Here is a 25646-nt window from a genome sequence, read left to right on the forward strand (position 1 = left end):
CCGTTACCGGCGACGCACGCGGACCTGGGGACTGACCTTGGACACCGGCCAGAGAGCTGCCCTCTCATATCTCTGCGGAGCAGCCCCACTTAAACGGTGCGACTTCGCGTCGCACCCACACGTACCGTGCGTGCGCGCAGTGCAGCAGCATCTGCTGTTCCTGCTCGCCCGTGGGGTACATCCGAAACCGTGCCATGGCGCGAACCTAGACCACACCTTCCCCGACCGCGCACACCATCGACCACCATCACCCGCGCGAGTGACCACGCCCGCCCGGCAGCGGCCACCGCCCCAGGCCCCTCAACCCCGTCACCACCACCTGTCTGTGGCCACCTCTGCATCACGGCGTCGACGCCGAATCGCCCTGACGGCGATTCGGCTTCCCCTGCCCCACTCCGCGGGAGCGGGCATTCACCCCGGCCCTGAACGACCGGGCACCCTGCCCGAAAGCAAGGTGGAAGTCGAGGTCGAGCGGCCGTTCCCGTTCGACTTCCAGGAGCCAGCGTGAGGTGATCCAGGCGAAGGGGCAGGCGGGGTCGAAGTAGAAGTCGACGCGGGTCGGGTTCTGCGATGTCATGCCCCGGACGGTAGTCGGGGAATGGCACAGTGACCTGGTCCACTTCCTCCACCGATCAGTGGGCCAATTTGGGTTTGCGCCCGCTCAGTGCCAGCGCCCGAGTGAACACCCCCGCGTCGTCGGCGACCGGCACCGGATCGGCGAAACCGTCGTACTGCCGATAGAGATCCCCGTGTTTCTCCACGACGTGGAGGATCAGCCGGGCGGCCTCCTCGGAGATCTCGTAGTGCTGACCGGTGGCCACGGCCACGTCCCAGCCGTGGACCGCCATCTCCTTGATGACCATCGAGGCCAGCTCGTCGGCGGGCAGTGTCCCCTGGCCCAGGTCGACCTCGCCCTCCCACACATCGGGTTTCTCCCAGGCGGCGACCGCCCTCCGCAGCTGCTCGGCGTACGCCTCGGCCCAGCCCGGCTCGGCCGTGAAGTCACGCCCCGTCAGTTCCTCCGGGAGCGGCTTGCGCAGTGCCCGGTGCTCCAGGCCGTGCGAGGTGTAGAGCACCCAGTGGTTGACCAGGGTGCGGACGTCCCAGCCCGTGCAGTGGGAGGGCTCGGTGAGCTGCTCCGCGCGGACACCGTGGGCCACCCGTGCGGCCTCGGCCGCGCATTCGACCATGAGGGGGTGCAGGTTCTCGTAGGAAAGGTCCATGCGCAGCACGCTAGTCAGGCGCCGCTCAGTCCTCTTGAACAAACGCGACAGCCGCGACGGAGGCCTCGTCGGCGAGCCGTGTCAGCTGGGCGATCGGCATCGAGCCCGCCTCCCGCCGCTCCCGGGCGTATTGGTTGGCGAGCCGTTGCAGCAGATCGTTCAGGGGCGTGGGCACACCGTGCATCCGGCCCAGCAGCGAGATCTCGCCGTTGAGGTCCCCGCTCCTCGTCGAGGACACTGTGCCATTGCCGTCCAACTCCCCGGCACCTCCCGCGAGTTATTGATAGCCGACCGGCGGCGAGGAACGCGTCAGCCCTCGGTCATCTCCACCAGCTTGACCACGGTGTTCCAGTTCCGTGTGGTGGCGACGAGGCCCTTGAGGAGACGGGGACGGGACAGCGCCTCGGCCAGTTTCGAGCGACCGAGGCCGTCGGGTGCGTAGAGGTAGAGTGCGCGGTCGCCGAGGCGGAACTCCTCGGGGAGGTAGGCGTCCGGGTCGACCTCGGCGAAGCGCTCGGAGCCGACCGGCGCGGAGAAGTACGTGACATGCACCTGCTTGGCCTCGAGTTCGGCGGCCGGGAACGGGCAGGCCTCCATCACGGCCCGGAGGTACGCGTGCTCGCGCACCAGCACATCGCAGGTGAACCCGAACTCTGTCTCGATGGCCCGGGTCAGCTCGGCGGCGAGCGAGTCCTCGTCGCCGTGGTCCGCGGTGAACACGGCCTGGCCGCTCTGCAGGTAGGTGCGCACGTCGCCGTGGCCGAGCCCCTGGATGAGGGTGCGCAGCCCGGCCATGGGGAGCTTTCTGCTGCCACCCACGTTGACCCCGCGCAGCAGCGCCGCATACATCGTCATGCCCCCACGATAAGTCGGTGATCACGGCCTGTCCCCCGAGCCGCATCCCCGAGACCACCACATCCGTGTAAGGGGCCACGGTCCTCCTTGATGCCGATGCCGTCCGGTCCGAAGGGAGGAGGGCTCCGTCGGGCGGTTCACCGGGCAGCACGATGAGCTGCGCTTATCCGGCCCATACCTTCGTTACGAAAGGTGACGGCAGGGGGTCGGCACCGTAGTCGTAGGGGGCAGCCCGTCATGGGGAACGGAGAGACAACGCGGGTCCGGGGCATCGCGGCCCGGGCCGGCGGATGGAGCGCCCGGCATCGGTGGGCCGCCGTCGGCATCTGGATGCTGTTCGTCGTCCTGGCGATGGGGCTCGGTTCGGCGGCGGGACGGGTGGACGTCGACGAGAGCGCCGAGCTCAAGGGCGAGACCCGCACCGCCGCCCGGATCATCAAGGACGCGGGGATCGAGGAGCCCGCCAGTGAGACCGTCCTGATCCAGGCCAAGGGCGACGGCGCCAAGGCCACGGACCCCGAGTTCCGTGCCGCGGTCGACGCGGTGATCAAGGCGGTCGGCGCCACCGGCCGGGTTTCGGACGTGACCTCGCCCTACGACACCGACACGATCTCCAAGGACGGCCGCAGCGCGCTCGTCCAGTTCGACGTGCGCGGTGACTCAAAGACCGCGGGCGAGCGGATCGAGCCCGTGCTGAAGGCCGTCGACGGCGTCCAGAAGGACCACTCGCAGCTGCGGATCGAGGAGATCGGCGGCGCCAGCATGATGAAGACGTTCGACGACGCCTTCGGCAAGGACTTCCAGCGGGCCGAGTACTCGGCGGTGCCGGTGGCCTTCGGCATCCTGCTGATCGCGTTCGGCGCGCTGGTGGCCGCGCTGGTGCCGGTGGCTCTCGCGATCACCGCGATCGTGGCGACGGTGGGTCTGATGGGCCTCGTCAGCCATGTGATGCCCATGGGCGACACCGCCAACTCCGTGATGCTGCTGGTCGGTCTGGCGGTCGGGGTGGACTACTGCCTGTTCTATCTGCGGCGGGAACGCGAGGAGCGGGCGGCCGGACGGGACGCGGGTGCCGCGCTGCGCATCGCCGCCGCGACGAGCGGCCGCGCGATCATCGTCTCCGGTGTCACGGTGTGCGTGGCGATGGCCGGCATGCTCTTCACCGGGCTCGCGACCTTCCAGAGCATGGGTCTGGCCTCGCTGATCGTGGTGGCGGTCGCCATGGTCGGTTCGGTGACGGTACTGCCCGCGCTGCTGTCGCTGCTCGGCGAGCGGGTGGAGAAGGGACGCGTCCCGTTCCTGCACCCGGACAAGCGGCGCAAGAACGGCGGCCGGGGAGGCAACGGGGAGAGCCGGTTCTGGACGGCCGTCCTGCGGGGTGTGCTCGCCAAGCCGGCCCTGTCGGTCGTGGTCGCGGCCGGTGCGCTGCTCGCCGTCGCGGCACCCGCGGTGGGCATGAAGACGGAAAACCTCAGCCTGGACCAGGAGTTCGGGGACTCGCTGCCGATCGTGCAGACGTACAACCGTGTCAACGAGGCCTTCCCCGGCGGCTCCGAGCCGGCCGAGGTGGTCGTGAAGGCCAAGGACATCGGCGCGCCGGAGGTGAAGTCCGCGCTGGCCGACTTCCGGGAGCGGGCGGTGAGTTCGGGCGCCTCGCGGGGCCCGGTCGAGATCAAGGTGCACGACGCCCAGAACCTCGCCTTCGTCTACGTACCGCTGGTCGGCGGCTCCGACCAGGACAAGGCGGGCGCGAGCCTGGAGAAGCTGCGTGACGAGGTGCGTCCGGCGACGCTCGGCAAGGTCGACGGGCTGCAGGCGCCGATCACCGGACAGATCGCGGGCGGGCACGACTTCAACAAGCAGCTGGTGGGCTCGGTGGCCCCGGTCTTCGCCTTCGTCGTGGTCTTCGCCTTCCTGCTGATGCTGCTGTCGTTCCGCTCGCTGACCATCGCGGTCACCTCGATCGTGCTCAACCTGCTCTCGGTGGGCGCGGCCTACGGCATCCTGGTCGCCGTGTTCCAGCACGGCTGGGGCGCGTCGCTGGTCGGCGCGGAGGGTGTCGGCGCGATCGTCACCTGGCTGCCGCTGTTCCTGTTCGTGATCCTCTTCGGCCTCTCGATGGACTACCACGTCTTCGTGGTCTCCCGGATCCGTGAGGCGCGGCTGCGGGGCCTCACCACCAACGAGGCGATCAAGCACGGTGTGGTGACCACGGCGGGGGTCGTCACCAGCGCGGCCGTCATCATGGTCGCCGTGTTCGCGATCTTCGGCACGCTGTCCATGCAGTCCATGAAGCAGATGGGCGTGGGCCTGGCCGCAGCGGTCCTCATCGACGCGACGATCATCCGGGGCGTGCTGCTGCCCGCGGTGATGGCGCTGCTCGGGGAGCGCAACTGGTACCTGCCGAAGTGGCTGAACCGCCTGCCGGACCTGAGCCATGACGAGTCGGCGGAGCCGGTGTCGCCGCCTCGGCCTCCGGCGGTGGAGGGTGAGCGGGTCGGGGTCTGACCTCCGACCGCACCGAGACGAAAGGGCCCGTTGGTTCCGGGGAACCAACGGGCCCTCGCCTTGTGGGGTCACCGCTACCGGCGGCGGACTCCCGCGGGCAGTTCGGCCTCGATGAGGTCGGCCGCGCGCTGTGTGCCGCCTTCGGTCGCCATCTCCGCCTGGATCACGGCGAGGCGGCGGGCCACCTCGGGGTCGGCGGTCAGGGTGAGGACTGCCTCGCGGAGGGTCTCGGCTGTCGCCTCCTCCATCGGCAGATGGCGGGCCACACCGAGGCCCTGCAGCATGTCGGCGTTGCCGAACTGGTCGGCGGCCTGCGGCACCGCGACCATCGGCGTCGCGGTGGCGAGCCCCTCCTGGCTGCCGCCCGCGCCCGCGTGGGTGACGAACGCGTCGGCCTGCCGCAGGATCGCCAACTGCGGTACCCAGGAGTGGATTTCGACGTTCGCGGGGATCTCTCCCAGCTCGGCCGGGTCGACGTGCTTGCCGATCTGGAGCACCAGGTGCCAGCCCGGCAGATCGCCGAACGCCTTGACGCACTCCCGGTAGAAGGATGGCTGCTTGGTGAAGGACGACCCCAGCGAGACCAGTACGACCTTCTCGGCGCCGTCCGGCCGCTGCCAGTCGCCCTGTGCGGCCCGGTCGCCCTGGCAGGCGCCGACGAAGGTGTAGCGGGTCCTGTCGACCCGGTCGGCGTTGGGCTGGAAAGCCTTGGGGATCAGGACCAGGCATCGGTCCGGGCGGCCCATGAAGTCCTCGACGCTCAACTCCATCCCGCTGTCCGCGATCCAGCGCGCGAAGGTCTCGAAGAAGGCCTTCCCGCGCGGGGTCTGCTTGAGCGGCTCGAACATCGGCCGGCCGACCTCCTCCTCGTACCCCTCCCAGGCCACCAGGTTCGGCGAGAGCTGCACGATCGGAACGCCCCAGCGGTGGGCGAGCGTCCGGGCCGGGTAGGCGGTGATGTCGTACAGCACGAGATCCGGCTCGTCGCCCGCGTAGAGCTCGGCAAGCTGCGGCTCGGCCTGGAGCGCGTCGGTGAGGAAGGGCTCGATGTTGTCGATCAACTCGGTCCCCCACGCCGCCGGGTCGTCGTCCGGGGAGGGCAGCGTCGATTTCCAGAGCTTCACCTCGGCGCCGGTCTCGGCGACCTTCTCCGCGAAGGCGGGCGGAATCGCGTAGGTCACGCGGTGCCCGCGGGCGACGAGTTCCCGGATCACTTCGATGCTCGGGTTCACGTGCCCGTGGGCGGCGATGGAGAACATGGCGATTTGACATCCTCCCTCGGTCGAAGGCCGAGGGATTCCAGCCTTTGCGGGCTGAGGTTCACGGGCACTCGAACCCTCACGGGTTGTCACCCCTCCGGCGTGTCCCGCCGCGACCTGAACATTGTCCAGCTCGGCGCCCGCTTGGTTGTCGCCCGGCGCCGCAGCAACTCTATCGCTTGTGTGCGGGGGCGGCGAATCGCCCCTTGGCGGCGATTCGACGCTTCCTGACCGGAAGGACCGGCGGGCGGGGCCCGCGGGATGCGTGGTGGTCATGCCCCCAACCGTAGACAAGACGAGACGTCTCGTGCAATTCATTACCGGGCAAGGACCCGGTGCAGTTCCAGCCACTGATCGGGGCCGGCGGAGCCGACGAGGGCGCACGGGTCCAGCCCGGCGGCACGGAAGGCGGCGTCGACCTTCCGCCGCGGATGGGCCCGGCGCAGCGAGGCGTGCAACGAGCCGCCCACCCCGGAGAAGCCGAGCTCGACGAGGTCCCGCCAGCCGCGGTAGGCCGCCGGTCCGATGAGCGGTGTGCCGCGCCGTTCGAGGCGGATGACACCGGCGTCGACGCGCGGCACGGGCCGGAAGCGGGTCCGGTCGACCCGGCCGAGGAAGCGCCATTCGTACCGCGGCCAGGTGCGGACGGTCAGCAGGGTCCAGCTGCCGTAGTCCCCGGTGCGTTTGCGGGCGTACTCGAGCTGGGTGAGGAAGGTGGCGTCGGTCAGCCCTGGGGCACGCAGACACCAGTCGACGACCGCGGCAGTGCGGGAGAAGGGGACGTTCCCGGCCACCGAGAAGGGTGTGACCGGGGGCCGGGCGGTGAGGAAGTCGCCGTGTACGACGCGCACATGGGGCCGGTCGGCGAACCGGGAGCGCAGGCCCGGCACGAGCCGGGCATCGATCTCGTAAGCCCGTAGTTCCTGACAGCGCGGGGCGAGTCCCTCGGTCAGCGCGCCCTTGCCCGCTCCGACTTCGAGCAGGAGTTCGGCGGTCGGGTGCGGAACGGCGAGCCGGGCGAACCGGGCCGCGGTGGCACGGTCGGCGAGGAAGTTCTGCGAGAGGGCACGCGAAAGGTGCGTGGGGCGGGCCATGGGCCGTGGGTCCTTGTCTTCGGGAGGGCTGTGGGCGGAGCTGAGCCCTGACCGGAGACACAGGAAGAAGCGCCGGCACACTCGGGTGCGCGCGCGGGGAATGCGGGGCTGGTTGACTCCCGGACCGGTCAGGACACCGGGCCGCGACGCAGCCTCATGGCATACGTGCAGGCCCCGGCGTGACCGGAGAAGAAGATCGCTTGAATACCCACGAACGGCACGCTAGGCGCCGCGGCGGGGAGCGGACAACTGAATTTCTCGACGGCGGACCGCCGCGCCGCCGGGCGGACCGGAGACCGCCGGAGCCGAGCCGGCGTCGGATCGCGGGCGGGTCAGCTCGACCGCGCCCCGGCGGCGGGCTCAGCCGCCGCTCTCCATGGCCTGCATGGCCTGCTTGGCCCGCTTCTCCAGCTCATCCGGCGGCACGTCCTCCACATGTGTGGCGACGTTCCACCGGTGGCCGAAGGGGTCCTCGAACTGTCCCGCCCGGTCGCCGTAGAACTCGTCCCGCACCGCCTGGAGTTCCGTGGCTCCCCGGGCGACGGCCTCGGCGAACACCGCGTCGACGTCCTCCACGTACACGTACAGGGTCACGGGCGTGCCACCGACCGTCTTCGGCCCGCGGAACCCCATCTCCGGGAACTCGTCCGCGAGCATGACGACCGAGTTGCCGATCTGCAGCTCGGCGTGACCGATCTTGCCGCCCGGCGCCGCCACCCTCATCCGCTCCGTCGCACCGAGGACGGACACGTAGAAGTCGATTGCGTCCGCGGCGCCGTCGGTGCAGAGGTACGGCGTGACGCGCTGGAAGTCCTCGGGAACAGGCTTGACGCTCACCGTCTTCCGCCTTTCCGGTCATGTGTCGCAGAACAGCCCATACCGAACCAGCGTGGCACGCATCACCGGGCGGCGCAGCCGGACGACGGCTCCTGCGAGACTGGGCCAGGCCGCGTGAACCCGAGCACGGGAGGCGAACGGATGGACGAGGCAGGGGCGCGGGAGGTGCTGGCCGGGGCCGGTGTGCTGCCCGCAGGGGCGGCCGGCGGCGCCGAACTGCTCGCCCTGGGCGAGAACGCCGTCTTCGGCGCCGGTGACCTGGTGGTCAAGGTGGGGCGCGACGCCGAACTCCTGGACCGGGCACGGCGGGAGCTGGAGATCGCCGCATGGCTGGCGGAGGCGGGGGTTCCGGCGGTGCGGGCGGCGGAACCCAAGCCGCTGCTGGTGGACGGGCATCCGGTGACCGTGTGGCACCGGCTTCCCGATCCGGTGCGGCCGGCCGGCGCCGGTGATCTGGCGGAGCTGCTGCGGGTGGTGCACGCCCTGCCGGCTCCCCCGTTCGAGCTGCCGCGCCGGGAGTTGCTCGGCGGTGTGGAGCGCTGGCTACGGCTCGCGGGCGATGCGATCGACCCGGTCGACGCGGCGTATCTGCGGGACCGGCGCAACGGTTTCGCCGCGGCCGCCGCCGGGCTGACCCCGTTGCTGCCGCCCGGGCCGATCCACGGGGACGCGCTCCCGCGCAATGTCCATGTAGGGCCGGACGGCGCCGTCCTGGTGGACCTGGAGACGTTCTCCGCCGACCTGCGTGAGCACGACCTGGTCGTGATGGCCCTCTCCCGCGACCGTTACGGTCTGCCCGCCGAGGAGTACACGGCGTTCACGGACGCGTACGGGTGGGACGTGCGCGAGTGGGAGGGCTGTTCGCTGCTGCGAGGGGCCCGGGAGACCGCGAGCTGCGCATGGGTGGCCCAGCACGCCCCGGGCAACCCCAAGGCCCTCGAGGAGTTCCGCCGCAGGGTGGCGTCACTGCGGGACGGGGACGAGTCGGTGCGCTGGTACCCGTTCTGAACACCCGTGGTCCAGCCGCACCTCGCGGCGGTGCGGTTCGCGGGGCCCGGAGAGGAGTTCAGGCCGCCAGCGGCGATCCCACGCGGTGAGCCGTGCCGTCGGCGTCCACGTAACTGAACTCCCGAAGCCGGTAGAACGTGTCCGCCGGTTCCGTGAAGCGCCCCTCGACGCCGGAAGCCGTCCAGTCGGCATAGACGGCGTCAGCGTCGCTCACGTAGAGGTAGAGGACGGTGCCGGTGCGCAGAGGATCATGCTCGGCCCACTCGCTGAGGTGAACCGATACCGCGTCCCGCTCGACGAAGCCATAACGGTGCGGCCCAGCGAAGGCACGCACCGCGAAACCCAGACGACGGTACCGGTCCAGGGCCGCGTCGAGGTCCCGGACGGGTACAACGGGCGCTATGCCCGTGAAGGCCACTTCTGGCATTCCGTCAGTCTTGCACGCCGGTGACTCCGAACACAGTGACAAGTCAAACATCCATTCGATGGCGCATGCGTGCACCTCGGCACCGGCAGCCCTCACCGAGATGCAGCCCGGGTGGGGGAAGCGCACGATGAGAACAAGGGCACTCCCCTGGAGGTCATCCGGATGCGACGTGTGTTCCCCGCGGCAGCGGGCCTGGCCCTTTCGGTTTCCCTTGTTTCCCTCGCCGGAGCACCGGCATCGCACGCCACTTCCGCCCCCACCGTGGCGACCAGCACGCAGGCCGCACCCGAGGCGAAGCACCCAACGGGCCCTGTGGCCCAGGGACCGGTCGACGTGTGCGACTACACCGACACCCGGCCGACCCTTCGCCTGGGGTCGTCCGGGCCGGCGGTCCAACAAGCCCAGTGCTACCTGAATCAGGCCATGGGCGCCGGCCTGGACGAGGACGGAGACTTCGGCCCGGTCACGCAGTCCGCGACGCAGGACTTCCAGCGATGTGCCGGCATCGTCGTCGACGGGCGCATCGGAGCCCAGACTTGGTCGTTCCTTTCCTTCTGGGCCAACGCGCCAGGTACTCCCTTCTGTTGACGGGCACCCGGCAGCGTCTCACCGCGTCGCACGACCGACTTCGACCGCGTCACTCGCACCGATTGCCGATCGGCGTCCGGTCCGGCCAGGATGCGAGCGAGTCCAGTTCCTCGCCGATCGCCTCACGCAGGGCGTCATGCTGAGGGCCGAGCGCAAATCGCTCGTCATTCCACCGCTCTCGCGGATAGAGCCACACCGGCGAGCCCACGAGTTCGGCAGGTTCCCAGGTGAACCGCGGCCACACATGTGCGTGGAGGAACGGGTCGGTGTTCCCCAGAATCTCCAGATTGACCCGCCGGAAGGCCTGATCCAGCCGCTTGCAAGCGCGCTCGACGGCCTCGCCCAGTCGGTCCATGTCGGACAGGAACGCCAGCCGCTTGCTCCTGGGAAGCTCCGACAGGCGCTGCACAGCGGGGTCATCCACGAGGAGCACCGAGTACCCCGGGAGGAACTGGACATCCCCGATCACCGCGAATCCTGCCTCCAGCCTGCGGAGCACCGTGGGATTCCCGCCTCGCAGCGCGCTGCCGATCCGGTCCTCCCGCCAGTCATCGCTCATGGTCGGCGACTCTACCCGCGCAGGTCGTCGCCGAGATCCGATGAGGCTCGCAGGCGGTCGGGCGGCTGCGCGGCAATCAGCGGCCGCCATAGGGGACCACGGGCCAGGCCGACTCGACCGTCGCCTCGGAGTTCGAGGTGCGGCGCAGGTATCTCTGCAACGACGCCGCCTGCTCGGCAGCCGCACGAACCTGAAGATCATGCAGCTCCGCGGGTGCCAACGTTCCTATGACCGAGTGCTTGATCCCCAGGGACCGCGCCGCTCGTGCCGCGGCCACCGCGTCCGCGACGGCGTTGTGCGCGTCATCGAGCAGCACGCCGTAGTGCTCGCACAGTGCTTTGAGATTCCGCGACCCCTTCCTGTACCGGTCCACGTGCTTGTCGAGGACCAACGGGTCGATGACGGGCGCTGTCTTTCCGCTCAACCGCTTCACCAGCGGCTCTATCCCGTGCCGTCGGCACTCACGGTCAAGCAGGGAAAGGTCGTACCGCGCGTTCATCACCACCAGCGGAGTCCCCGAGTTCAGCGCTTCGGCGACGGCCGAGGTGATCTCCTCGATCGCGGGAGCCGCCGGCACCCCGTGCTCGCGGGCGTGTTCGGTGGAGATGCCGTGGATCGCCGAAGCCTGTTGAGGTATGGCCACTCCTGGATCGAGCAGCCAGGTCCGGGCCTGTGGAGACCGCTCGTCGGCGTCCACGGCAACGACCGCGGCGGTGACGATCCGGTCGTTCTCGATGTCGGTCCCTGTGGTCTCCAGGTCGAAGGCCACCAGCGGCCCACTGATCCAGCTCATCGCAGGGCCCCGTCGGCCAGGATGCCCCGGTACACCTGAGACGCGCCCCAAGTACGGGGAAACAAGGCGGCGTTCTCGGTCACGGCTGCGGTGACGATGTGCGCCTCGCGCGGATCCGTCCCTGTCGTCTCCAGGTCGAAGCCGATCAGCAACTCCCGGTGCCCACCCATGCGGCCCCCTTCTTCATGGTGCGTTCCCCCTGCGATCCCCTGGCGATCCCCCGACGATCCTCGGCGATCCCCCTGCGACACCTGGAGGTCCCCGGCGATCTCGGGATCTTCAGGTGATCCCTACGATCCCATGCACCACTGACAATCGGGTGACCGCCTTCCGCTTCCGGGTGCCGGGGCTGTCAGGACACGGGACGGGAGTCGGCCCAAGCCAGTTCGAACTCCTCGCGGTAGGTCTCGAAGAGACCGCCTTCTCCGCCTCCTCTGATGTCATCGGACTTCACCACCCGGGCCCCGCCCCGCAGCACGAGCACCGGAGCCTCCATGCCCCGGCTACGCCGCAGATACGACTGCACCACCGCGATGCCGTCGGAGCCGTCGCCGTCCACCAGATAGGCGGTGAAGCGCGGTGTCTCGTCGAAGACCTGGATCTCGAAGGCCCCGGGGTCACGCAGCCGGGAGCGCACTCTTCGCATGTGCAGGATGTTCATCTCCACCGCTCGGCTCAACTCGCCTCGCTTCAGACCGAGTTCGCGTTCGCGTCGCTTGACCGCGCTGGAGGCGGGGTTGAGGAAGAGCAGTCGCACCCGGCTGCCCGCCTCGGCCAGGCGCACCAGCCTGCGGCCGGAGAAGTTCTGCACGAGCAGGTTGAGGCCTATGCCGATGGCGTCGAGGCGGCGGGCCCTGCCGAACAGGTCCTCGGCCGGGAACCTCCCCAGCAGCCGCACCCTGTCGGGGTGCACGGCGACGACGTCCCCGTACCGGTCGCCGACGAGTTGCTCCACGGCGTCCACGGGCAACCGCCGCGCGGAGGGCACGTCACTGCCGGCCCCGAGTATCTCCAGGAGCCGGGCGGAGGCCCGTTCGGCCTGGGCGAGCACCGCCTCGGACAGGGCCCGGTTGCGTGAGACGACGTTGCGGGTCACCTCGAGTTCATCCAGGGCGAGTTCGACGTCGCGCCGCTCGTCGAAGTAGGGCTCGAAGCAGGGCCAGTGCTGCACCATCAGCTCGCGCAGCTGGGGCAGCGTGAGGAAGCTGAGCACGTTGTCGTCGGCGGGGTCGAGCAGATAGCCCTTGCGACGGCTGACTTCGCGTACCGCGACGGCCCGCTGCACCCACTCCTGGCCGGCCGGTCCGGCCGCCGCCACGACCCACTCGTCGCCGTGCACGGGTTCGTAGATGGGACGCAGAACGGCGGCCACGACCGCGCGCAGCCGCTGTTCCACCAGGTTCAGCCAGATGTAGGCCCGACCGGCGCGCTGGGCGCGGGTGCGCACCTCGTGCCAGGCCTCGGCGTCCCAGTTCAGTTCCGCCCCGATTTCCATCGGCCGTGCCAGCGAAACCGCTCCAGGGGGGACGTCCGTGGAGCTCCCCTCGTGACCGCCGTCACCAGGGGGCAGCTCCAGCCCACCCGAGCCCACCCGCGCACCGCCTTCCGCTCCCCCGAGCACTCCCCCTGCCAACGATCAAGGAAGGGTACTCCGGGAGCGGGCGGCAGTGCAGCCGAAGGGCGGGGTCTTTTCTCAACCTTCCCCTCCGCCTCCTTGCTCCACGTGGCCGTTCTGGTCGGCCAGTTCGGCGGGAGTGAGCGGATTCATAGCGGTCACGTCACGCGGCGCGACGGAGAAGCCCTGCCAGTGCACCGGCATGGGCTGCTGGTCCTCGTCCCGGGCGATGTGGTGGAAGCCGACGTTGACCCAGGCGACGGGATGGGTGAGCGTCTGTCCGTTGACCCACTTGTCGACGGATTTACCGGCTCGGGTACCGCAGTTGGGGAGGTTGTTGCTGGCGAACTGCTCGCACTCCTTGTACTCGGTGAAGTAGATGTCGTGCTTGGTGTAGCTGCGGCCCGGGTACTTGCTGGTGGCACCGGGCACGAACTCGTACGACCGCGCGTGCCCGTCCTTGTTCTTCCCGGTCCCGCTGACCACCCGCCACCAGCGCATGTTCTTGGCGTCGCCCGCGAGTTCCTTGGTGACGCGGGTGACGGTGGTCTTGTTGCGCGGCGCCATTCCGCCCTGGGCCGGCGGGCTGACGACCGAGTCGTACTGCTCGATCTTGTCCTTCGAGGAGCCGTCGAGGCCGAAGTCGAGCCGCCAGAAGACGTTGTGGCTGTGGCTGGTGGCGTAGTCCTTGGCACCCTTGCCGATGGGCCAGCCGCGGCCGTCGCCCGCGTCGTAGTCACTGGGCGCGAGGCTGCCCGTGGCACCGACGTTCATGTTGACGGTGCCGTCGTCCTGGAAGCGCCACTCGGTGATGTACTCGTACCAGCCGACCTGGTTGACGGCGTAGACGAGCAGGTCCTTGCCCTGGGCCTGGAAGACCTTGTTGCCCGTGTCGGCCTGCATACGGTACGCGTGGCCACGGGACCGCGTGGTGGTGCACAGACCCTTGACGTTCCGGTCCTGCCCCTCTCCGGCGTCGGGCATCCGGACGGTCTTGATGCTGCCGCCAGGGCATTCGCCGGGCGCCATGTTCATCAGGCCCTGGCCGAAGCCGGCGCCCGTGAGGTCGTCGTACTCGATCGAGCCGTCGTCGTACGGGACGTGGATCTGGGCGAGCTTCGCGCTGGTCAGGACGCGTATCGGGGCGGCCTCGCCGGGCGGCTGGTAGGTGACGTTCTCCAGGACGAGCCCAGCCTCGCTCTCGTAGCGCCAGCACATGCGCCAGGTGGTTCCGGAGGAGAGTTTCTGCTCGATGCGGTACTCGGCGCTGCAGCCGGGTCCGGTGGCGGGCGCCGCCTTGGACTGTGCCGTCGCCGGGTGCATCGCGCCCGTAGCGCCGACGGTCAGCGCGGCGAGCGAGAGGCCAAGTGCGGCCTGTCGGGCACGGCCGATTCTGGTCATGGACATGACTAACGGAACTCCTTGCGGAAGGCGGATGTGATCGCGGAAGTGAGAAACGAGTCCAGTGCGGAACCGGGCGGGAGGCCGGATCGGCGGCCCCGGACAGGGCGGGGTGCCGGAACGGACTGGAGGCCGGTAAGGGCTGGGGCCGGACAGGGCCGGTGCCCCGAATGGACGAGGGCGGGATGGACGAGTGCCCCGAACGGCCGGGGGCGGGATGGACGAGTGCCCCGAACGGCCGGGGGCGGGATGGACGAGTGCCGCATCGATGCCCGAGCAGGGCCAGGACGTCAGGAGGCGGCGCCCGGACGGGGCCATGTCCAGGTCGGGCCGACGGTCCGGGAGCGTGGCGCGGAACGAGGGCCGGGCGGGAGCAATCGGTCAGGTCCGGGGTCCCCTCACGCTGCCGGGGCTCAGTGGACCTTGGCCACCTTGCGGGCGCTGAGGTCTATCACCGTGTTGCGGGTGTCGATCCACGGGCCGTTCTTGACCTTGACGAAGAGCCGCACGCAGCGGTGTTTCCCGCATTCGGCGAGCCCGGCGGGGCCCTGTGCGCCCTCGCTCACCCGGAACACCATGCTGTTCAGTACCAACTGGTCGGGAGAGGTCAGCTCCTTGCCCGTGGCGTCCTTGTAGTCGGCCTTGAGGCCCGCGCCCAGCGGGTCGGCCAGCAGCAGACCGGCCGCCTCGAGCGCCTCGGCGTGACTGATCGGAGGCTGGGTGTCACGCTGCGTACCGGTCTTCTCCACCTTTCCGGTGTCGAGATTGACCGTCTTGGTGACGAGGGTGTCGTCCTTGTAGTCGTAGAACGACACGTCCGCACGGCGCGGGGCCTGCGGATCATCCAGTTCGTCCGCCGCCGGCACCGCCAGATTGGCGGTGATCCGCTGCGGACCGCGTTCACCCTCCACGTTCTCGCTGGTCCGCAAGAGCTGCTGGTCGAGGGCGATCCGCTGGGCCCGGGCGATCTCGTCGGACGTGAGCGGATCCCGGCCCTCGCCCTCGCCGCCCTCTGCGGGAGCGTCCTCCACGACCCCCGGCCGGACCGCGCCGGCCCCCTGTTCCGGCGCCTGTCCTGCCTGCCGGGCGGCCGCTCCGCCGCCCCGGCCCGCCGGCTCGTCGGCCCCGGCCGACCCCGGCAGGGTGATTCCGACCATCACGGCGGTACCCGCGACCGCGATGGCCGCACCTGCCACCACCTTGCCCAGATGGCGGTGCACTATTGCGCGCACATTTCCCCCTACTCCTTCTATGCGTCCTATGCGCTCAGAAGTCCCTTGAGCAACAATTGTTCGACATACGGGGTATGCCTGGTCGCACGGTAAGAGGGATGTAAGTCATAGGTGGTTCCATCACTTTCGGGGAGACTCGGGCGGGAGTCCCCCACGGAGCGGGGCGTAACTGGAAGAGTCGTATCCATGCAGGTCTGGCCTGGACAGGCGTATCCGCTCGGCGCCACCTATGACGGCGCCGGGACCAACTTCGCGGTCTTCTCGGAGGCCGCGGACCGAGTAGAGCTGTGTCTGTTGCACGACGACGGCTCGGAGACGGCGATCGAACTACGCGAATCGGACGCTTTCGTGCGACACGCGTACCTGCCCGGGATCATGCCCGGACAGCGCTACGGCTTCCGTGTGCACGGCCCGTACGCCCCCGAGCGCGGGCAGCGCGCCAATTCCGCGAAGCTGCTGCTGGATCCGTACGCGCGTGCCATCAGTGGCTCGATCGACTGGGGCGAGGAGGTGTACGGCTACCATTTCGGCGCCCCCGAGGAACGAAACGACCTCGACTCGGCGCCGCACACGATGACGTCCGTCGTGGTGAACCCCTACTTCGACTGGGGCGACGACCGGCGCCCGCGCACCGAGTACCACCACACGGTGCTGTACGAGGCCCATGTGAAGGGCCTCACGATGCGCCACCCCGCGCTGCCGCCGGAACTGCGCGGAACCTACGCGGGCCTCGCGCACCCGGCGATCATCGAGCACCTGACCGAACTCGGTGTCACCGCCCTCGAGTTGATGCCGGTCCACCAGTTCGTCAACGACCACCGGCTGGTCGACATGGGCCTGAACAACTACTGGGGCTACAACACCATCGGGTTCTTCGCCCCGCACAACGCCTACGCCTCCTGGGGCGACCGGGGGCAGCAGGTCCTGGAGTTCAAGTCGGCGGTACGGGCCCTGCACGAGGCGGGGATCGAGGTCATCCTGGACGTGGTCTACAACCACACGGCCGAGGGCAACCACCTGGGCCCGACGCTGTCCTTCCGGGGCCTCGACAACGCGTCCTACTACCGCCTCACGGAGGACCCCCGCTACTACATGGACACGACCGGCACCGGCAACTCGTTGCTGATGCGCTCCCCGCACGTGCTCCAGCTGATCATGGACTCGCTGCGGTACTGGGTCACCGAGATGCACGTCGACGGATTCCGCTTCGACCTCGCGGCGACGCTGGCGCGGCAGTTCCACGAGGTGGACCGGCTGTCGTCGTTCTTCGACCTGGTGCAGCAGGACCCGGTGGTCTCCCAGGTGAAGCTGATAGCGGAACCGTGGGACGTGGGCGAGGGCGGCTACCAGGTGGGCAACTTCCCGCCGCTGTGGACGGAGTGGAACGGCAAGTACCGCGACACCGTGCGCGACCTGTGGCGCGGCGAGCCGCGGGCACTGGCGGAGTTCGCCTCCCGGCTGACCGGTTCGTCCGACCTCTACCAGTCCGACGGGCGCCGCCCACTGGCCTCGATCAACTTCGTGACCTGCCACGATGGCTTCACGCTGCACGACCTCGTCTCGTACAACGAGAAGCACAACGAGGCCAACGGCGAGGACAACCGCGACGGCGAGAGCCACAACCGGTCCTGGAACTGCGGGGTGGAGGGCGAGACCGACGACCCGTCCGTGCTGGAGCTGCGGAACCGGCAGATGCGCAACTTCATCGCCACGCTGATGCTGTCCCAGGGCGTGCCCATGCTCAGCCACGGTGACGAGTTCGCGCGCACACAGGGCGGCAACAACAACGCCTACTGCCAGGACAGCGAGTTGTCGTGGGTGCCGTGGCACGGGGACGGGGACGGCGGTAGCGACGGCGGTGGAGACGGGGAGGAAGGCGGGGACGGGGGCACGCTGCTGGAGTTCACCCGGGCCATGGTGCGGTTGCGCCGGGAGCACCCCGTGTTCCGGCGGCGGCGGTTCTTCCACGGGCGGCCGGTGGAGGGCACCCACGACGAACTGTCGGACATCGCCTGGTTCACCCCTGGCGGGGAGGAGATGACCCAGGAGGACTGGGACTCCGCGCAGGCCTCCGCGCTCACGGTCTTCCTGAACGGCAACGCCATCTCCGAGCCCGGCCCGCGCGGCGAACGCATCGTCGACGACTCCTTCCTGCTGATGTTCAACGCCTCGCCGGAACCGCTGGAGTTCGTGGTGCCCGTGAACCACGGCCGGCAGTGGCAGGTGGTCGTCGACACCGCGCGGTCGGAGGGCCTGGAGCCCGGGTCCGGACCGAAGGTGAAGGCCGGGGACCGGGTGACGCTGGTGGGGCGGAGCCTTGTGGTGGTGCGGCGGCCGGCTTGATGCGAGCGCCGTGCCGGCAGGCGCGTGCCGAAGGCGGTAGCTGGTGCCTGGTGGTGCGGCGCCCGGCTTGATGCGAGCGCCGTGCCGGCAGGCGCGTGCCGAAGGCGGTAGCTGGTGCCTGGTGGTGCGGCGCCGGCTTGATGCGAGCGCCGTGCCGGCAGGCGCGTGCCGAAGGCGCTGGCTGGTGCGCCTGGCGGCGGTGGCTGGGTCGGGGCCGCGCCGGATTCTCCGTCCTCGGTCTGGCGGGTGCGTGTTCGCCACTGGGGTCTGTGTGACCCGACCGCCAGCCGCTGCGGGCGGAGATTCCGGCACGTCCCCTTGCGCCGGTCGCGGCTGCGGGCCGTGGGGGTGCGCGCTTGCGGAGATACCGGCTACCTCCCCTTGCGCCGGACGCGGCTGCCGACCGGCTACGTCCCCTTGCGCCGGACGCGGCTGCCGACCGGCTACGTCCCCTTGCGCCGGACGCGGCTGCCGACCGGCTACGTCCCCTTGCGCCGATCGCGGCTGCGGGCCGTGGGGTGCGCCCTTGCGGAGATACCGGCTACCTCCCCGACGCCGGTGCGGCTGGGGGTGCGCGATCCGGTAGCGAGAAATCGGCGGGGGCGGGTACGTACGTTGCATGACGCCTGATCCGGTGATCCCCACCGCCACGTACCGCCTCCAGCTCCAACCCGCGTTCCCGTTCGCCGCGGCCGAGGCGGCCGTGCCGTATCTGGCCTCGCTCGGGATCTCCCATCTGCATCTGTCGCCGGTGCTGGAGGCCGTCCCCGGGTCGGCGCACGGCTACGACGTCGTGGACCACGCTCGCGTGCGGGGCGAGTTGGGCGGTGAGGAGGGGCTGCGGGCCCTGGCGGCCACCGCGCGGGCGCACGGGCTGGGGCTGGTGGTCGACATCGTGCCGAACCACATGGCGATGTCACCGCGCCACAACCAGGCCCTGCGGGAGGTGTTGCGGGCGGGGCCGGAGTCACCGTACGCGCGCTGGTTCGACGTGGACTGGGAGGCTCAGGGCGGCAAACTGCTGCTGCCGGTGCTCGGCGGGCCCGTCGGGCAGGAACTCGACCGCTTCGAAGTCGACGCCGAGCACGGCGAACTGCGGTACTACGAACACACGTTCCCGCTCCGCGAGGGCACCGAGAAACTGCCCCTGCCGGAGCTTCTGGACGCGCAGTGGTACCGCCCGGTGTGGTGGCGGCTGGCCCGGACGGAGCTGAACTACCGGCGTTTCTTCAGCATTTCCGAGTTGATCGGGGTCCGGGTGGAGGACCCGGAGGTGTTCGAAGCCACACACCGGAAGGTGCTGGAGCTGCTGGCCGACGGGGTGATCCAGGGGCTGCGTGTCGACCACCCGGACGGGCTCGCCGACCCGGACGCCTACCTCAGGCGCTTGCACGAGGCGACCGGCGGGCGCTGGACGGTGGTGGAGAAGATCCTCGCCGACGGTGAGCCGCTGCCCGCCTCCTGGCCCGTCGCGGGCACCACCGGCTATGACGCGCTGCGGCACGTCGACGGGCTGTTCGTCGACCCGGCCGGGGCCGGTGAACTGCTCGGCCAGTACCGGCGCTTCACCGCCCCGCCGCCGGACCGCGGCGGCCACTGGGAGGCCACCGTGCGGCGGGCCGCCTACAAGGTGATCGGCCATGAGCTGGCCACCGAGCTGGACCGCCTCACGCGCACGGCGAGCCTGCTGTGCGCCGCGGACCTCGCCCTGCGCGACCGCGCCCCCTGGGCACTGCGCACCGCGCTCGTCGAACTGCTCGTGCGGATGGAGGTGTACCGGCCGTACGCCTCCACCGACGCCTCCGCCGTCGTCACCGAGGAGGCCGCCGCCGAGGCCCGGCGGGCGTTCGCGGTGCCCGAGGAGGCGGATGCCGTCGACGTCGTACGGGATCTGGTGCTGGGCCGGGCGGAGGATTCGGCGGAGCACCGAGCGTTCCGGGCCCGGTTCGCACAGACCTCGTCGGCTCTGCGGGCCAAGTCGGTGGAGGACACGGCGTTCTACCGCTACGTGCCGCTGCTGTCGGCGACCGAGGTGGGCGGTGAGCCGGGGCGCCCGGCGGTGTCCCCGGAGGAGTTCCACGGGTACTGCGCACGTGTGCAGCGCGACTGGCCGGTCACCGGGACCGTGCTGTCGACGCATGACACCAAGCGGAGCGCGGACGTGCGGGCCGCGATCTCGGTGCTCTCCCAGTGCCCCCAGCGGTGGGGTGAGGTGATCGGGGAGCCGGGGGCGGACCCCCTGGTGATGTGGGCCGCCCGGCAGACCGAGTTCGGACTCGGCCACTTCGACGAGGAGCGCATCCGCGGCTTCCTCCTGAAACACGTGCGGGAGTCGGGGCTGCGCACCAGTTGGACGGAGCAGGACGGCGGGTACGAGGCCTCGGTGACGGCGTCCGTGGTCGAGGAGCCACGCGTGGCCGGGCTGCGGGGCGAGTTGGAGCCCCATGTGCGGGCGAACGTGCTGGGAGCGGCGCTGGTCCAGCTGACGATGCCCGGGGTGCCCGATCTGTACCAGGGCACCGAGGACGAGTACCGGGCGCTGGTGGACCCGGACAACCGGCGTCCGTTCGCCCCGCCGGAAGACCCCGCTGAGGCTTCCGCGGAGAGGTCCGCGAAGGCCGCGCTCACCACCGCGGCGCTGCGGCTGCGCAGGGAGCGCCCCGGCCTCTTCGGCGACCGGGCGACGTACACGCCCCTCACGGCCGAGGGACCGGCCGCCGCGCACTGTGTGGCCTTCGCGCGCTCCGAGGAGGTGGTCACGGCCGTCACCCGGCTGTCGCTGCGGCTCGCGGAGGCGGGCGGCTGGCGCGACACGGGCCTGCCGCTGCCGCCCGGCCGGTGGTCCGATCTGCTGTCTCCCGGGCGGGAGTTCGAGGAGCGTGTGCGCCTGGCGGAGCTTTTCGGGTCGCTGCCGGTGGCCCTGCTCGTCAGGGAAGGCTGAGGCCCTGTAAGCCGGTACCGGGGAACAAGCGGATGCGGTGGGCGGGAAGTTGCCGACACTCGCCGGGCGTTGACCGCGACGACGAGGAGCGGGCCGCACCCGAGTGCGTGGGCCGGCGTCCGCGGTGAGCGTGCGCCGGGCGCCCCGTTTCACGCTCCTTGACAGTTGCTGCGGTCCGTGGACTACTGCGAGTGCGACACCGGGCGGACGAGACGGGGGTGAGTCAGCTGCCGGAGCTGCGCTACCCGAGTGTGTCCGACGTCCTGTCCTCCGCCCGGGCGCTCGCCGCCCGCCGGCCCGGACTGTGCACGCTGAGGGAGGTCGGTCTCTCACGCGGGGGCAGGCCCCTGCATCTGCTCTCCGTGGGGCACGCCCCACGGTCCGTCCTGGTGGTCGCGGGCGCCCACGCCAATGAGCCGGCCGGCGGCTCAACGCTGCTGTCCCTCGCCCAACGGACCGTGCACGAGAAGGAGTTGCGGTCCGGCACGGCCTGGCACTTCCTGCTGTGCGCCGACCCGGACGGCGCGAGCCTGCATGTGACGCCGACGCCGCGCAGCCTGCTCGACTACCACCTGGGGTTCTACCGCCCGGCGGGCCCGGAGCAGCCGGAGTGGTCGCCGTCGGTGCTGCCGCCGGACCGGCTGCCGCCCGAGACACGGGTGCTCACCCGGGTCATCGACGAGGTGCGCCCCTACCTCCAGGTCTCCCTGCACGGCACCGATCTGGGCGGCAGCTGGGTGCAGCTCACCAAGGACGTCCCCGGGCTCGCCGAGCCGTTCGCCAAGTCCGCGGCGGAGCTGCACATTCCCGTGGAGACCGGGGCCTCGGACGCCGTCGGCTGGCCGGCCGCCGGGGCCGGTGTGTATGTGATGCCGGCGCCCGGCACGGACGCGGTGTTCCCGAGCCTGCCGGACGACGCCAGGCACAGCACCTGGTACCACGCGCACCGTCACGGTGGGCTCACGGCCGTGGTGGAGGTGCCGATGTGGGCCAGCGACCTGGTGGACGACCCGGCGCCGCATCCGGCCCCGGCCGCGGCGATGCGGCGGCTGGCGCGGCGGCTGCGCCGGGACACGGAACAGGTGGAGAACGTCCTCGCGGACGCGCTGCCGCGTACAGAAGGCCCCGAGGGGCCGTTCCTGCGGGCCGCGAAGTGGGCGCTCGCCCTGGTGCCGGGGCTGGCCGCGGACTGGTCCCGCCCACCGCCGCCGGGCGCCACGATGGCGTACATCGGGAGTGTGGACGCCTTCGGCCGACGTATCCCGCTACGGGCCGCGTCGATGCTGCTGCGGGCCCTCAGGGACACCGACGACCGCGCGGCCCTGCGGCTGGAACACCTGGTCACGGTGTGGACCGAATCCTTCGCGGAGCGCTTCCGCGCCCGCTGGGTGCCCTTGGAGAACCAGGTGGAGCACCAGTCCCGGACGGTGCTGGCGGCGGCCCGCCACGCACACCCCGACCACCGCTGAGAGCCGACGCCGTCCAACCGCCTCGGCGTGGGCGGGCCGCCGTAAAATCGCCGCGGCGTGGGCGAGCACAGGCCGTCGTCCCGCGCGGGCCCCGGCCCGGGAACGGTCCAGGGCCCGGACACAGGGCAGCCCGCGCCGGTCCCCGGAACGCACCCCGCCCCCGCCTCGGGCAGGCCGGGACGGGGGCGGGGGTGCGGGGGGGGGCGAGCCGGTACCGGAGCCGCCCGCGCCCATGTGCCCGTCCCGGTCACTCCGAGGCCGTCCCGCTCCCTTGGGAGGGAGCGGCCGATACGCGGCGGACCCGAGCGGCCGGAACAGCCCCTGAACGGTCCAGACCCGAAAGGGCGGAGGCGGCGGGCGGCAGAGGCGGCCTGAGCGTCCGGGACGGCCGGGACAGGCCCGGACGGCCGGGACAGGCCCGGAGGTTCGGGACGGGCCTGGAACCGGCGCGGCCCGGAGAGGCGGGAGGGGCCCGGAGCCGGCGCGGCCCGGAGAGGCAGGACGGGCCCGGAGCCGGCGCGGCCCGGAGAAGCGGGACGGGCCCGGAGCCGGCGCGGCCCGGAGAAGCGGGACGGGCCCGGAGCCGGCGCGGCCCGGAGAGGCAGGACGGGCCCGGAGCCGGCGCGGCCCGGAGAAGCGGGACGAGCCCGGAGCCGGCGCGGCCCGGAGAAGCGGGACGGGCCCGGAGCCGGCGCGGGCACGGAGAGGCGGGGAGGGGCCGAGGCGGGTGCCGAGGGCGTCACCGCCTCAGTGTGAACACCGACCCCGTCTGCGCCTCCAGCTCGCACCGGCTGCCGAAGCGCTTCTCGTAGCCGACGGTCCGGCCGTTCCACAGCCCGCGTGCCGACGCGGTCACCGGCGCGTAGATCATCGGGCACATGACCTTGCGGTGCGGGATCCGGTTGATGTCGCCGCGCGCGCGGCGCAGTTGCGCACAGGCCTCGACGGCGCGCTTGTGCCGCTGGGGCCGGTCGCACATGAGCAGCGTGCCGCGCGGGAACCGGGGGCGGGACTCGCCCTGGGCGACCGTCACGTAGAGCCAGTTACCGGGGGCGGCGGGCGCGGCGGCGACGTGCACCGGGGAGGCGGTCGCCGGAGCGGCGGGGGCGGCGGGCGCGGGGGCGGCGCCGGTCGCCAGCAGGGCGACGGCGGCGGCCAGCAGCGCGGTTCTGATCGTCTTCGTCATGTCCGGTGCATCGGCACGCCGGCTGCGCGAGCCGACCGGACTCACTCGAACGGGACTTCGGCCGCCGCTCGGCGTGCGGCAATCGGGTGCACGCCGTCGTCGGCGGGTGACCGCCGCGCCGCCAGGTCGAAGGCGGCGAGCACCACCCGGGTCTGGTACTCGACCTGTCGTGCGACCGGGATCCAGCGCGCCCCGCAGCCGTGCGTGAAGTCCGTGCACCACACGTCGATGAGGCGTTCCAGGGTGCCGAGCGCCCCGGTCGGGTCGCATCCGGCAGCGGTGACGGCCTGGTGCAGCAGCCCCGCCGTACGTAGTGCCAGCCGCCGTCCGGAGATGCGCAGCGAGGTCAGCCGCGCGGTGGTGAGCGGGGGCAGCGGGCGCCGGCCGAGCCGGGCGGCGTCGGGGTCCCAGTCGTCCGCGATCCCGGGGCACACCAGCAGGTAGTCGTCGACGGGGGCGAGCAGCCGGGCCGTGTCGGGGGCGGTGCCCAGATGGCGGCGGGTGCTCCGGAGCAGGTCCACCAGCACCCTGGTGTCGCGTCGCAGGGTGCCGCTGATGTCGCGCAGTACGAGGGCCGCGTCGGACGGAAGGGTGTCCGAGGCGACATCGGCGACGCCCCACATGGGCGCCTCGACGACCGCGGTGACGGTGCCGTACCGGTGCGGGTGGTACCAGGTCGACTCGACCGCCGCCTCCGTGATGGCGGCGGCCCGGTCGGCGGGCCGGGGCGGTGGGATGCGGTAGACCGAGGGGCCGAGTTCTGGCCAGTACAGGGCGTCGTACGGGGCGAGTTCGAGGAAGATGCCGAGCCGGGCCGCGGTGTGCGCGAGGCGCTGCGCGAGACCGGGCAGGTCGCGGGTCAGCTCGACGAAGCCGCCGCCCACGTCGACGCCGTGCAGCGAGCACTGGAAGAAGGGCCGCAGTTCGTCCTGGACATCGAGCAGGGCCCGGGTCTCGGGCAACACGGCGCCGTCCGCCCCGTCGGGCAGCCACTCGGGCTGCTCCAGGAAGCCCGGGCGGAAGAAGTTCCGGAAGTAGTGGCCGAGGGTGTACGGGCCCACCAGCCAGCCCTCGTTGCGGCGGGCGCCGTCGGGGTCGAGGCACAACAGCACGTTCCATGTGACGTCGGCGCCCTCGGACAGCCGGGGGTCGGCGAGGACCCGGTCGGCCAGGCGCAACGCGGTGGCGCCGCCGACGGGTTCGTTGGCGTGCGGGCCGGCGACGACCAGGGCCTGGCGGGTGCCGTGCCCCACGCTCAGCAGCCACAACGGGTCGCCGGCCCGGGACGTGCCGACACGGCGCAGCCGGGCGTCGCGCGGCCGGCCGGCGACGAGCGATGCTGCGCGCGCGCTGAGTTCGTCCACGCACGGATAGCGGAGGAGTGACGGCAGGGTCCACCTCCACTGCGCGTTGCCGCCGTTCTCACCCGGTGCTGGTTCTCACCGGGCGCACGTTCTCACCCCATACACGTACTCACCGGGCGCCCGCTTCTCACCTGGTGTACATGATGTACGCACAGTCAGTCACGACACCGAGGGTTACGTCAACACCACTGCGCGCACGGAAGCCGAGGCTCCGCTACCGATCGGTTCCGGCCAGTCGGAAGGACATGCGGCCGAAGCTCACCTGGTCTCCGTCGCGGACCACGGCCGCGCCGATCACGCGCCGCCCGTTCACGGAGGTGCCGTTGGTGGAGCCGAGGTCGCGCAGCACCCACATGCCGCCCTGGTTGCTGAGTTCGGCGTGCACGCGGGAGACCGTCTCGTGGCTGAGCCGGAGCCCGTTGGCGGGGTCGCGGCCGATGCGCAGCGGGTGGGGGTTGCCGGGGTGGGGCAGCAGCAGTTTCGGCAGCTTCTCGACCTGCCAGGCCCGGCGGAGCCGTTCGGTGAAACCGGAGACCTTGCCGACGGTGCCGAACACCACTCGGGACAGTCGGCCCTCGGTGCGCAGGTCGGCGACGAGGATGGCGAGTTCCTCGGATCGACGGGCGGAGAACACCAGTTCCATGCGACGCAGGAACGTGTCGTGCGACAGCCTGCCCTGGGCGACGCCGTCCTTGAGTGCCTTCAGCGCGCGGTCGCGCTCGGCGTCGGACAGCCGCGCCGGATAGGTGTTGAACTCAAAGGACCCCGTCACAAAGTGATTGTCCGACAGGTTCGCCGTGGGTGTCCAGAAACGAGGAAAGTCGAACACGCGACCGCAGCCGTCGTGACCTGGCAGGACGGCCCGCCGACGGTGGGGGAACTCATGCCGTAGACGGCTGGGATCGAGAGTGTTTCCGAGCGGATTGATCTCGTTTGCAGCACCA

The 25646-nt window shown here is 71.0% G+C and carries 22 protein-coding genes and 2 pseudogenes; 6 read left to right on the forward strand and 18 right to left on the reverse strand.

Annotation, left to right across the window (positions count from 1 at the left end):
* Nucleotides 1-64: 64 nt before the first annotated feature.
* The 5 genes and pseudogenes from EF387_RS49920 to EF387_RS02105 all read right to left on the reverse strand — a co-directional run bounded on the left by EF387_RS49920 (nucleotide 65) and on the right by EF387_RS02105 (nucleotide 2078).
* Entirely contained in the window at nucleotides 65-196 is a 132-nt protein-coding gene (locus EF387_RS49920) for a helix-turn-helix domain-containing protein (RefSeq protein ID WP_420802512.1), read from the reverse strand.
* 255 nt (nucleotides 197-451) lie between these two features.
* Nucleotides 452-577: pseudogene (locus tag EF387_RS02090) on the reverse strand (mycothiol-dependent nitroreductase Rv2466c family protein); the annotation flags it as partial.
* 55 nt (nucleotides 578-632) lie between these two features.
* Nucleotides 633-1223, reverse strand: a complete 591-nt coding sequence (locus tag EF387_RS02095; RefSeq protein WP_128374740.1) for a TIGR03086 family metal-binding protein — start codon at nucleotides 1221-1223, stop codon at nucleotides 633-635.
* 25 nt (nucleotides 1224-1248) lie between these two features.
* Nucleotides 1249-1473, reverse strand: a pseudogene (locus tag EF387_RS02100) (ketopantoate reductase family protein); the annotation flags it as partial.
* 59 nt (nucleotides 1474-1532) lie between these two features.
* Nucleotides 1533-2078, reverse strand: a complete 546-nt coding sequence (locus EF387_RS02105; protein WP_128374741.1) for a DUF1697 domain-containing protein — start codon at nucleotides 2076-2078, stop codon at nucleotides 1533-1535.
* A gap of 237 nt (nucleotides 2079-2315) precedes the next feature.
* On the opposite strand from EF387_RS02105, the gene EF387_RS02110 reads away from it, so the two are divergent.
* Entirely contained in the window at nucleotides 2316-4586 is a 2271-nt protein-coding gene (locus EF387_RS02110; protein ID WP_128374742.1) for an MMPL family transporter, read from the forward strand.
* Between the two features lie 74 nt (nucleotides 4587-4660).
* On the opposite strand, the gene mgt is transcribed toward EF387_RS02110, so the two are convergent.
* From mgt to EF387_RS02125, 3 genes are all read right to left on the reverse strand, one after another.
* Entirely contained in the window at nucleotides 4661-5845 is a 1185-nt protein-coding gene (gene mgt, locus EF387_RS02115) for a macrolide-inactivating glycosyltransferase (RefSeq protein WP_128374743.1), read from the reverse strand.
* A gap of 317 nt (nucleotides 5846-6162) precedes the next feature.
* A complete protein-coding gene (gene erm / locus EF387_RS02120; RefSeq protein WP_128374744.1) occupies nucleotides 6163-6939 on the reverse strand; it encodes an ErmE/ErmH/ErmO/ErmR family 23S rRNA (adenine(2058)-N(6))-methyltransferase in 777 nt (258 codons plus the stop codon).
* 360 nt (nucleotides 6940-7299) lie between these two features.
* Nucleotides 7300-7776: a VOC family protein gene (locus EF387_RS02125; protein WP_128374745.1), complete on the reverse strand. Its 477-nt coding sequence runs from the start codon at nucleotides 7774-7776 to the stop codon at nucleotides 7300-7302.
* 141 nt (nucleotides 7777-7917) lie between these two features.
* Here EF387_RS02125 and EF387_RS02130 point away from each other — a divergent pair, with 141 nt between their 5' ends.
* Complete coding sequence (locus tag EF387_RS02130) at nucleotides 7918-8784, forward strand: phosphotransferase enzyme family protein (RefSeq protein WP_128374746.1); 867 nt, start codon at nucleotides 7918-7920, stop codon at nucleotides 8782-8784.
* 58 nt (nucleotides 8785-8842) lie between these two features.
* Here EF387_RS02130 and EF387_RS02135 read toward each other — a convergent pair whose 3' ends face one another.
* Nucleotides 8843-9211 carry a bleomycin resistance protein gene (locus tag EF387_RS02135; protein WP_128374747.1) on the reverse strand — a complete coding sequence of 123 codons (369 nt, stop codon included), beginning with the start codon at nucleotides 9209-9211 and terminating at the stop codon, nucleotides 8843-8845.
* A gap of 261 nt (nucleotides 9212-9472) precedes the next feature.
* Here EF387_RS02135 and EF387_RS02140 point away from each other — a divergent pair, with 261 nt between their 5' ends.
* Nucleotides 9473-9799 (forward strand): peptidoglycan-binding domain-containing protein, encoded by a 327-nt coding sequence (locus EF387_RS02140; RefSeq protein WP_162467070.1) that lies wholly within the window; start codon nucleotides 9473-9475, stop codon nucleotides 9797-9799.
* A 49-nt stretch (nucleotides 9800-9848) separates the two neighbouring features.
* Here EF387_RS02140 and EF387_RS02145 read toward each other — a convergent pair whose 3' ends face one another.
* The 6 genes from EF387_RS02145 to EF387_RS02170 all read right to left on the reverse strand — a co-directional run bounded on the left by EF387_RS02145 (nucleotide 9849) and on the right by EF387_RS02170 (nucleotide 15399).
* Nucleotides 9849-10358 carry a diadenosine tetraphosphate hydrolase gene (locus tag EF387_RS02145; RefSeq protein WP_128374749.1) on the reverse strand — a complete coding sequence of 170 codons (510 nt, stop codon included), beginning with the start codon at nucleotides 10356-10358 and terminating at the stop codon, nucleotides 9849-9851.
* 76 nt (nucleotides 10359-10434) lie between these two features.
* Nucleotides 10435-11151, reverse strand: coding sequence for an exonuclease domain-containing protein (locus tag EF387_RS02150; RefSeq protein ID WP_128374750.1), 717 nt, complete (start codon nucleotides 11149-11151; stop codon nucleotides 10435-10437).
* A complete protein-coding gene (locus EF387_RS49925; protein ID WP_420802513.1) occupies nucleotides 11148-11321 on the reverse strand; it encodes a hypothetical protein in 174 nt (57 codons plus the stop codon). Before EF387_RS49925 ends, EF387_RS02150 begins: the two co-directional genes overlap by 4 nt.
* 182 nt (nucleotides 11322-11503) lie before the next feature.
* Nucleotides 11504-12742, reverse strand: coding sequence for an SAV2148 family HEPN domain-containing protein (locus tag EF387_RS02160; protein ID WP_128374975.1), 1239 nt, complete (start codon nucleotides 12740-12742; stop codon nucleotides 11504-11506).
* Between the two features lie 102 nt (nucleotides 12743-12844).
* A complete protein-coding gene (locus EF387_RS02165) occupies nucleotides 12845-14173 on the reverse strand; it encodes a copper amine oxidase (protein ID WP_128374751.1) in 1329 nt (442 codons plus the stop codon).
* 407 nt (nucleotides 14174-14580) lie between these two features.
* Entirely contained in the window at nucleotides 14581-15399 is an 819-nt protein-coding gene (locus EF387_RS02170; protein WP_128374752.1) for a Tat pathway signal sequence domain protein, read from the reverse strand.
* A 186-nt stretch (nucleotides 15400-15585) separates the two neighbouring features.
* Between EF387_RS02170 and glgX the strand changes: the two genes are divergently transcribed.
* From glgX to EF387_RS02185, 3 genes are all read left to right on the forward strand, one after another.
* Entirely contained in the window at nucleotides 15586-17742 is a 2157-nt protein-coding gene (glgX, locus tag EF387_RS02175; protein ID WP_128374753.1) for a glycogen debranching protein GlgX, read from the forward strand.
* Nucleotides 17743-18361: 619 nt separating this feature from the next.
* Entirely contained in the window at nucleotides 18362-20683 is a 2322-nt protein-coding gene (gene treY / locus EF387_RS02180; protein WP_128374754.1) for a malto-oligosyltrehalose synthase, read from the forward strand.
* Between the two features lie 218 nt (nucleotides 20684-20901).
* Nucleotides 20902-22152, forward strand: coding sequence for a M14 family zinc carboxypeptidase (locus tag EF387_RS02185; RefSeq protein WP_128374755.1), 1251 nt, complete (start codon nucleotides 20902-20904; stop codon nucleotides 22150-22152).
* A 739-nt stretch (nucleotides 22153-22891) separates the two neighbouring features.
* Here EF387_RS02185 and EF387_RS02190 read toward each other — a convergent pair.
* The 3 genes from EF387_RS02190 to EF387_RS02200 form a co-directional block, all read right to left on the reverse strand.
* A complete protein-coding gene (locus EF387_RS02190) occupies nucleotides 22892-23338 on the reverse strand; it encodes an SSI family serine proteinase inhibitor (RefSeq protein ID WP_128374756.1) in 447 nt (148 codons plus the stop codon).
* Nucleotides 23339-23379: 41 nt separating this feature from the next.
* Complete coding sequence (locus tag EF387_RS02195) at nucleotides 23380-24702, reverse strand: M14 family zinc carboxypeptidase (protein ID WP_128374757.1); 1323 nt, start codon at nucleotides 24700-24702, stop codon at nucleotides 23380-23382.
* Between the two features lie 214 nt (nucleotides 24703-24916).
* On the reverse strand, nucleotides 24917-25474 hold the full coding sequence (locus EF387_RS02200; RefSeq protein ID WP_128374758.1) for a DUF1707 and FHA domain-containing protein: 558 nt from the start codon (nucleotides 25472-25474) through the stop codon (nucleotides 24917-24919).
* Nucleotides 25475-25646: the final 172 nt, after the last annotated feature.

It is taken from the genome of Streptomyces cavernae (assembly GCF_004023625.1).
GTDB classification, from domain to species: Bacteria; Actinomycetota; Actinomycetes; order Streptomycetales; family Streptomycetaceae; genus Streptomyces; species Streptomyces cavernae.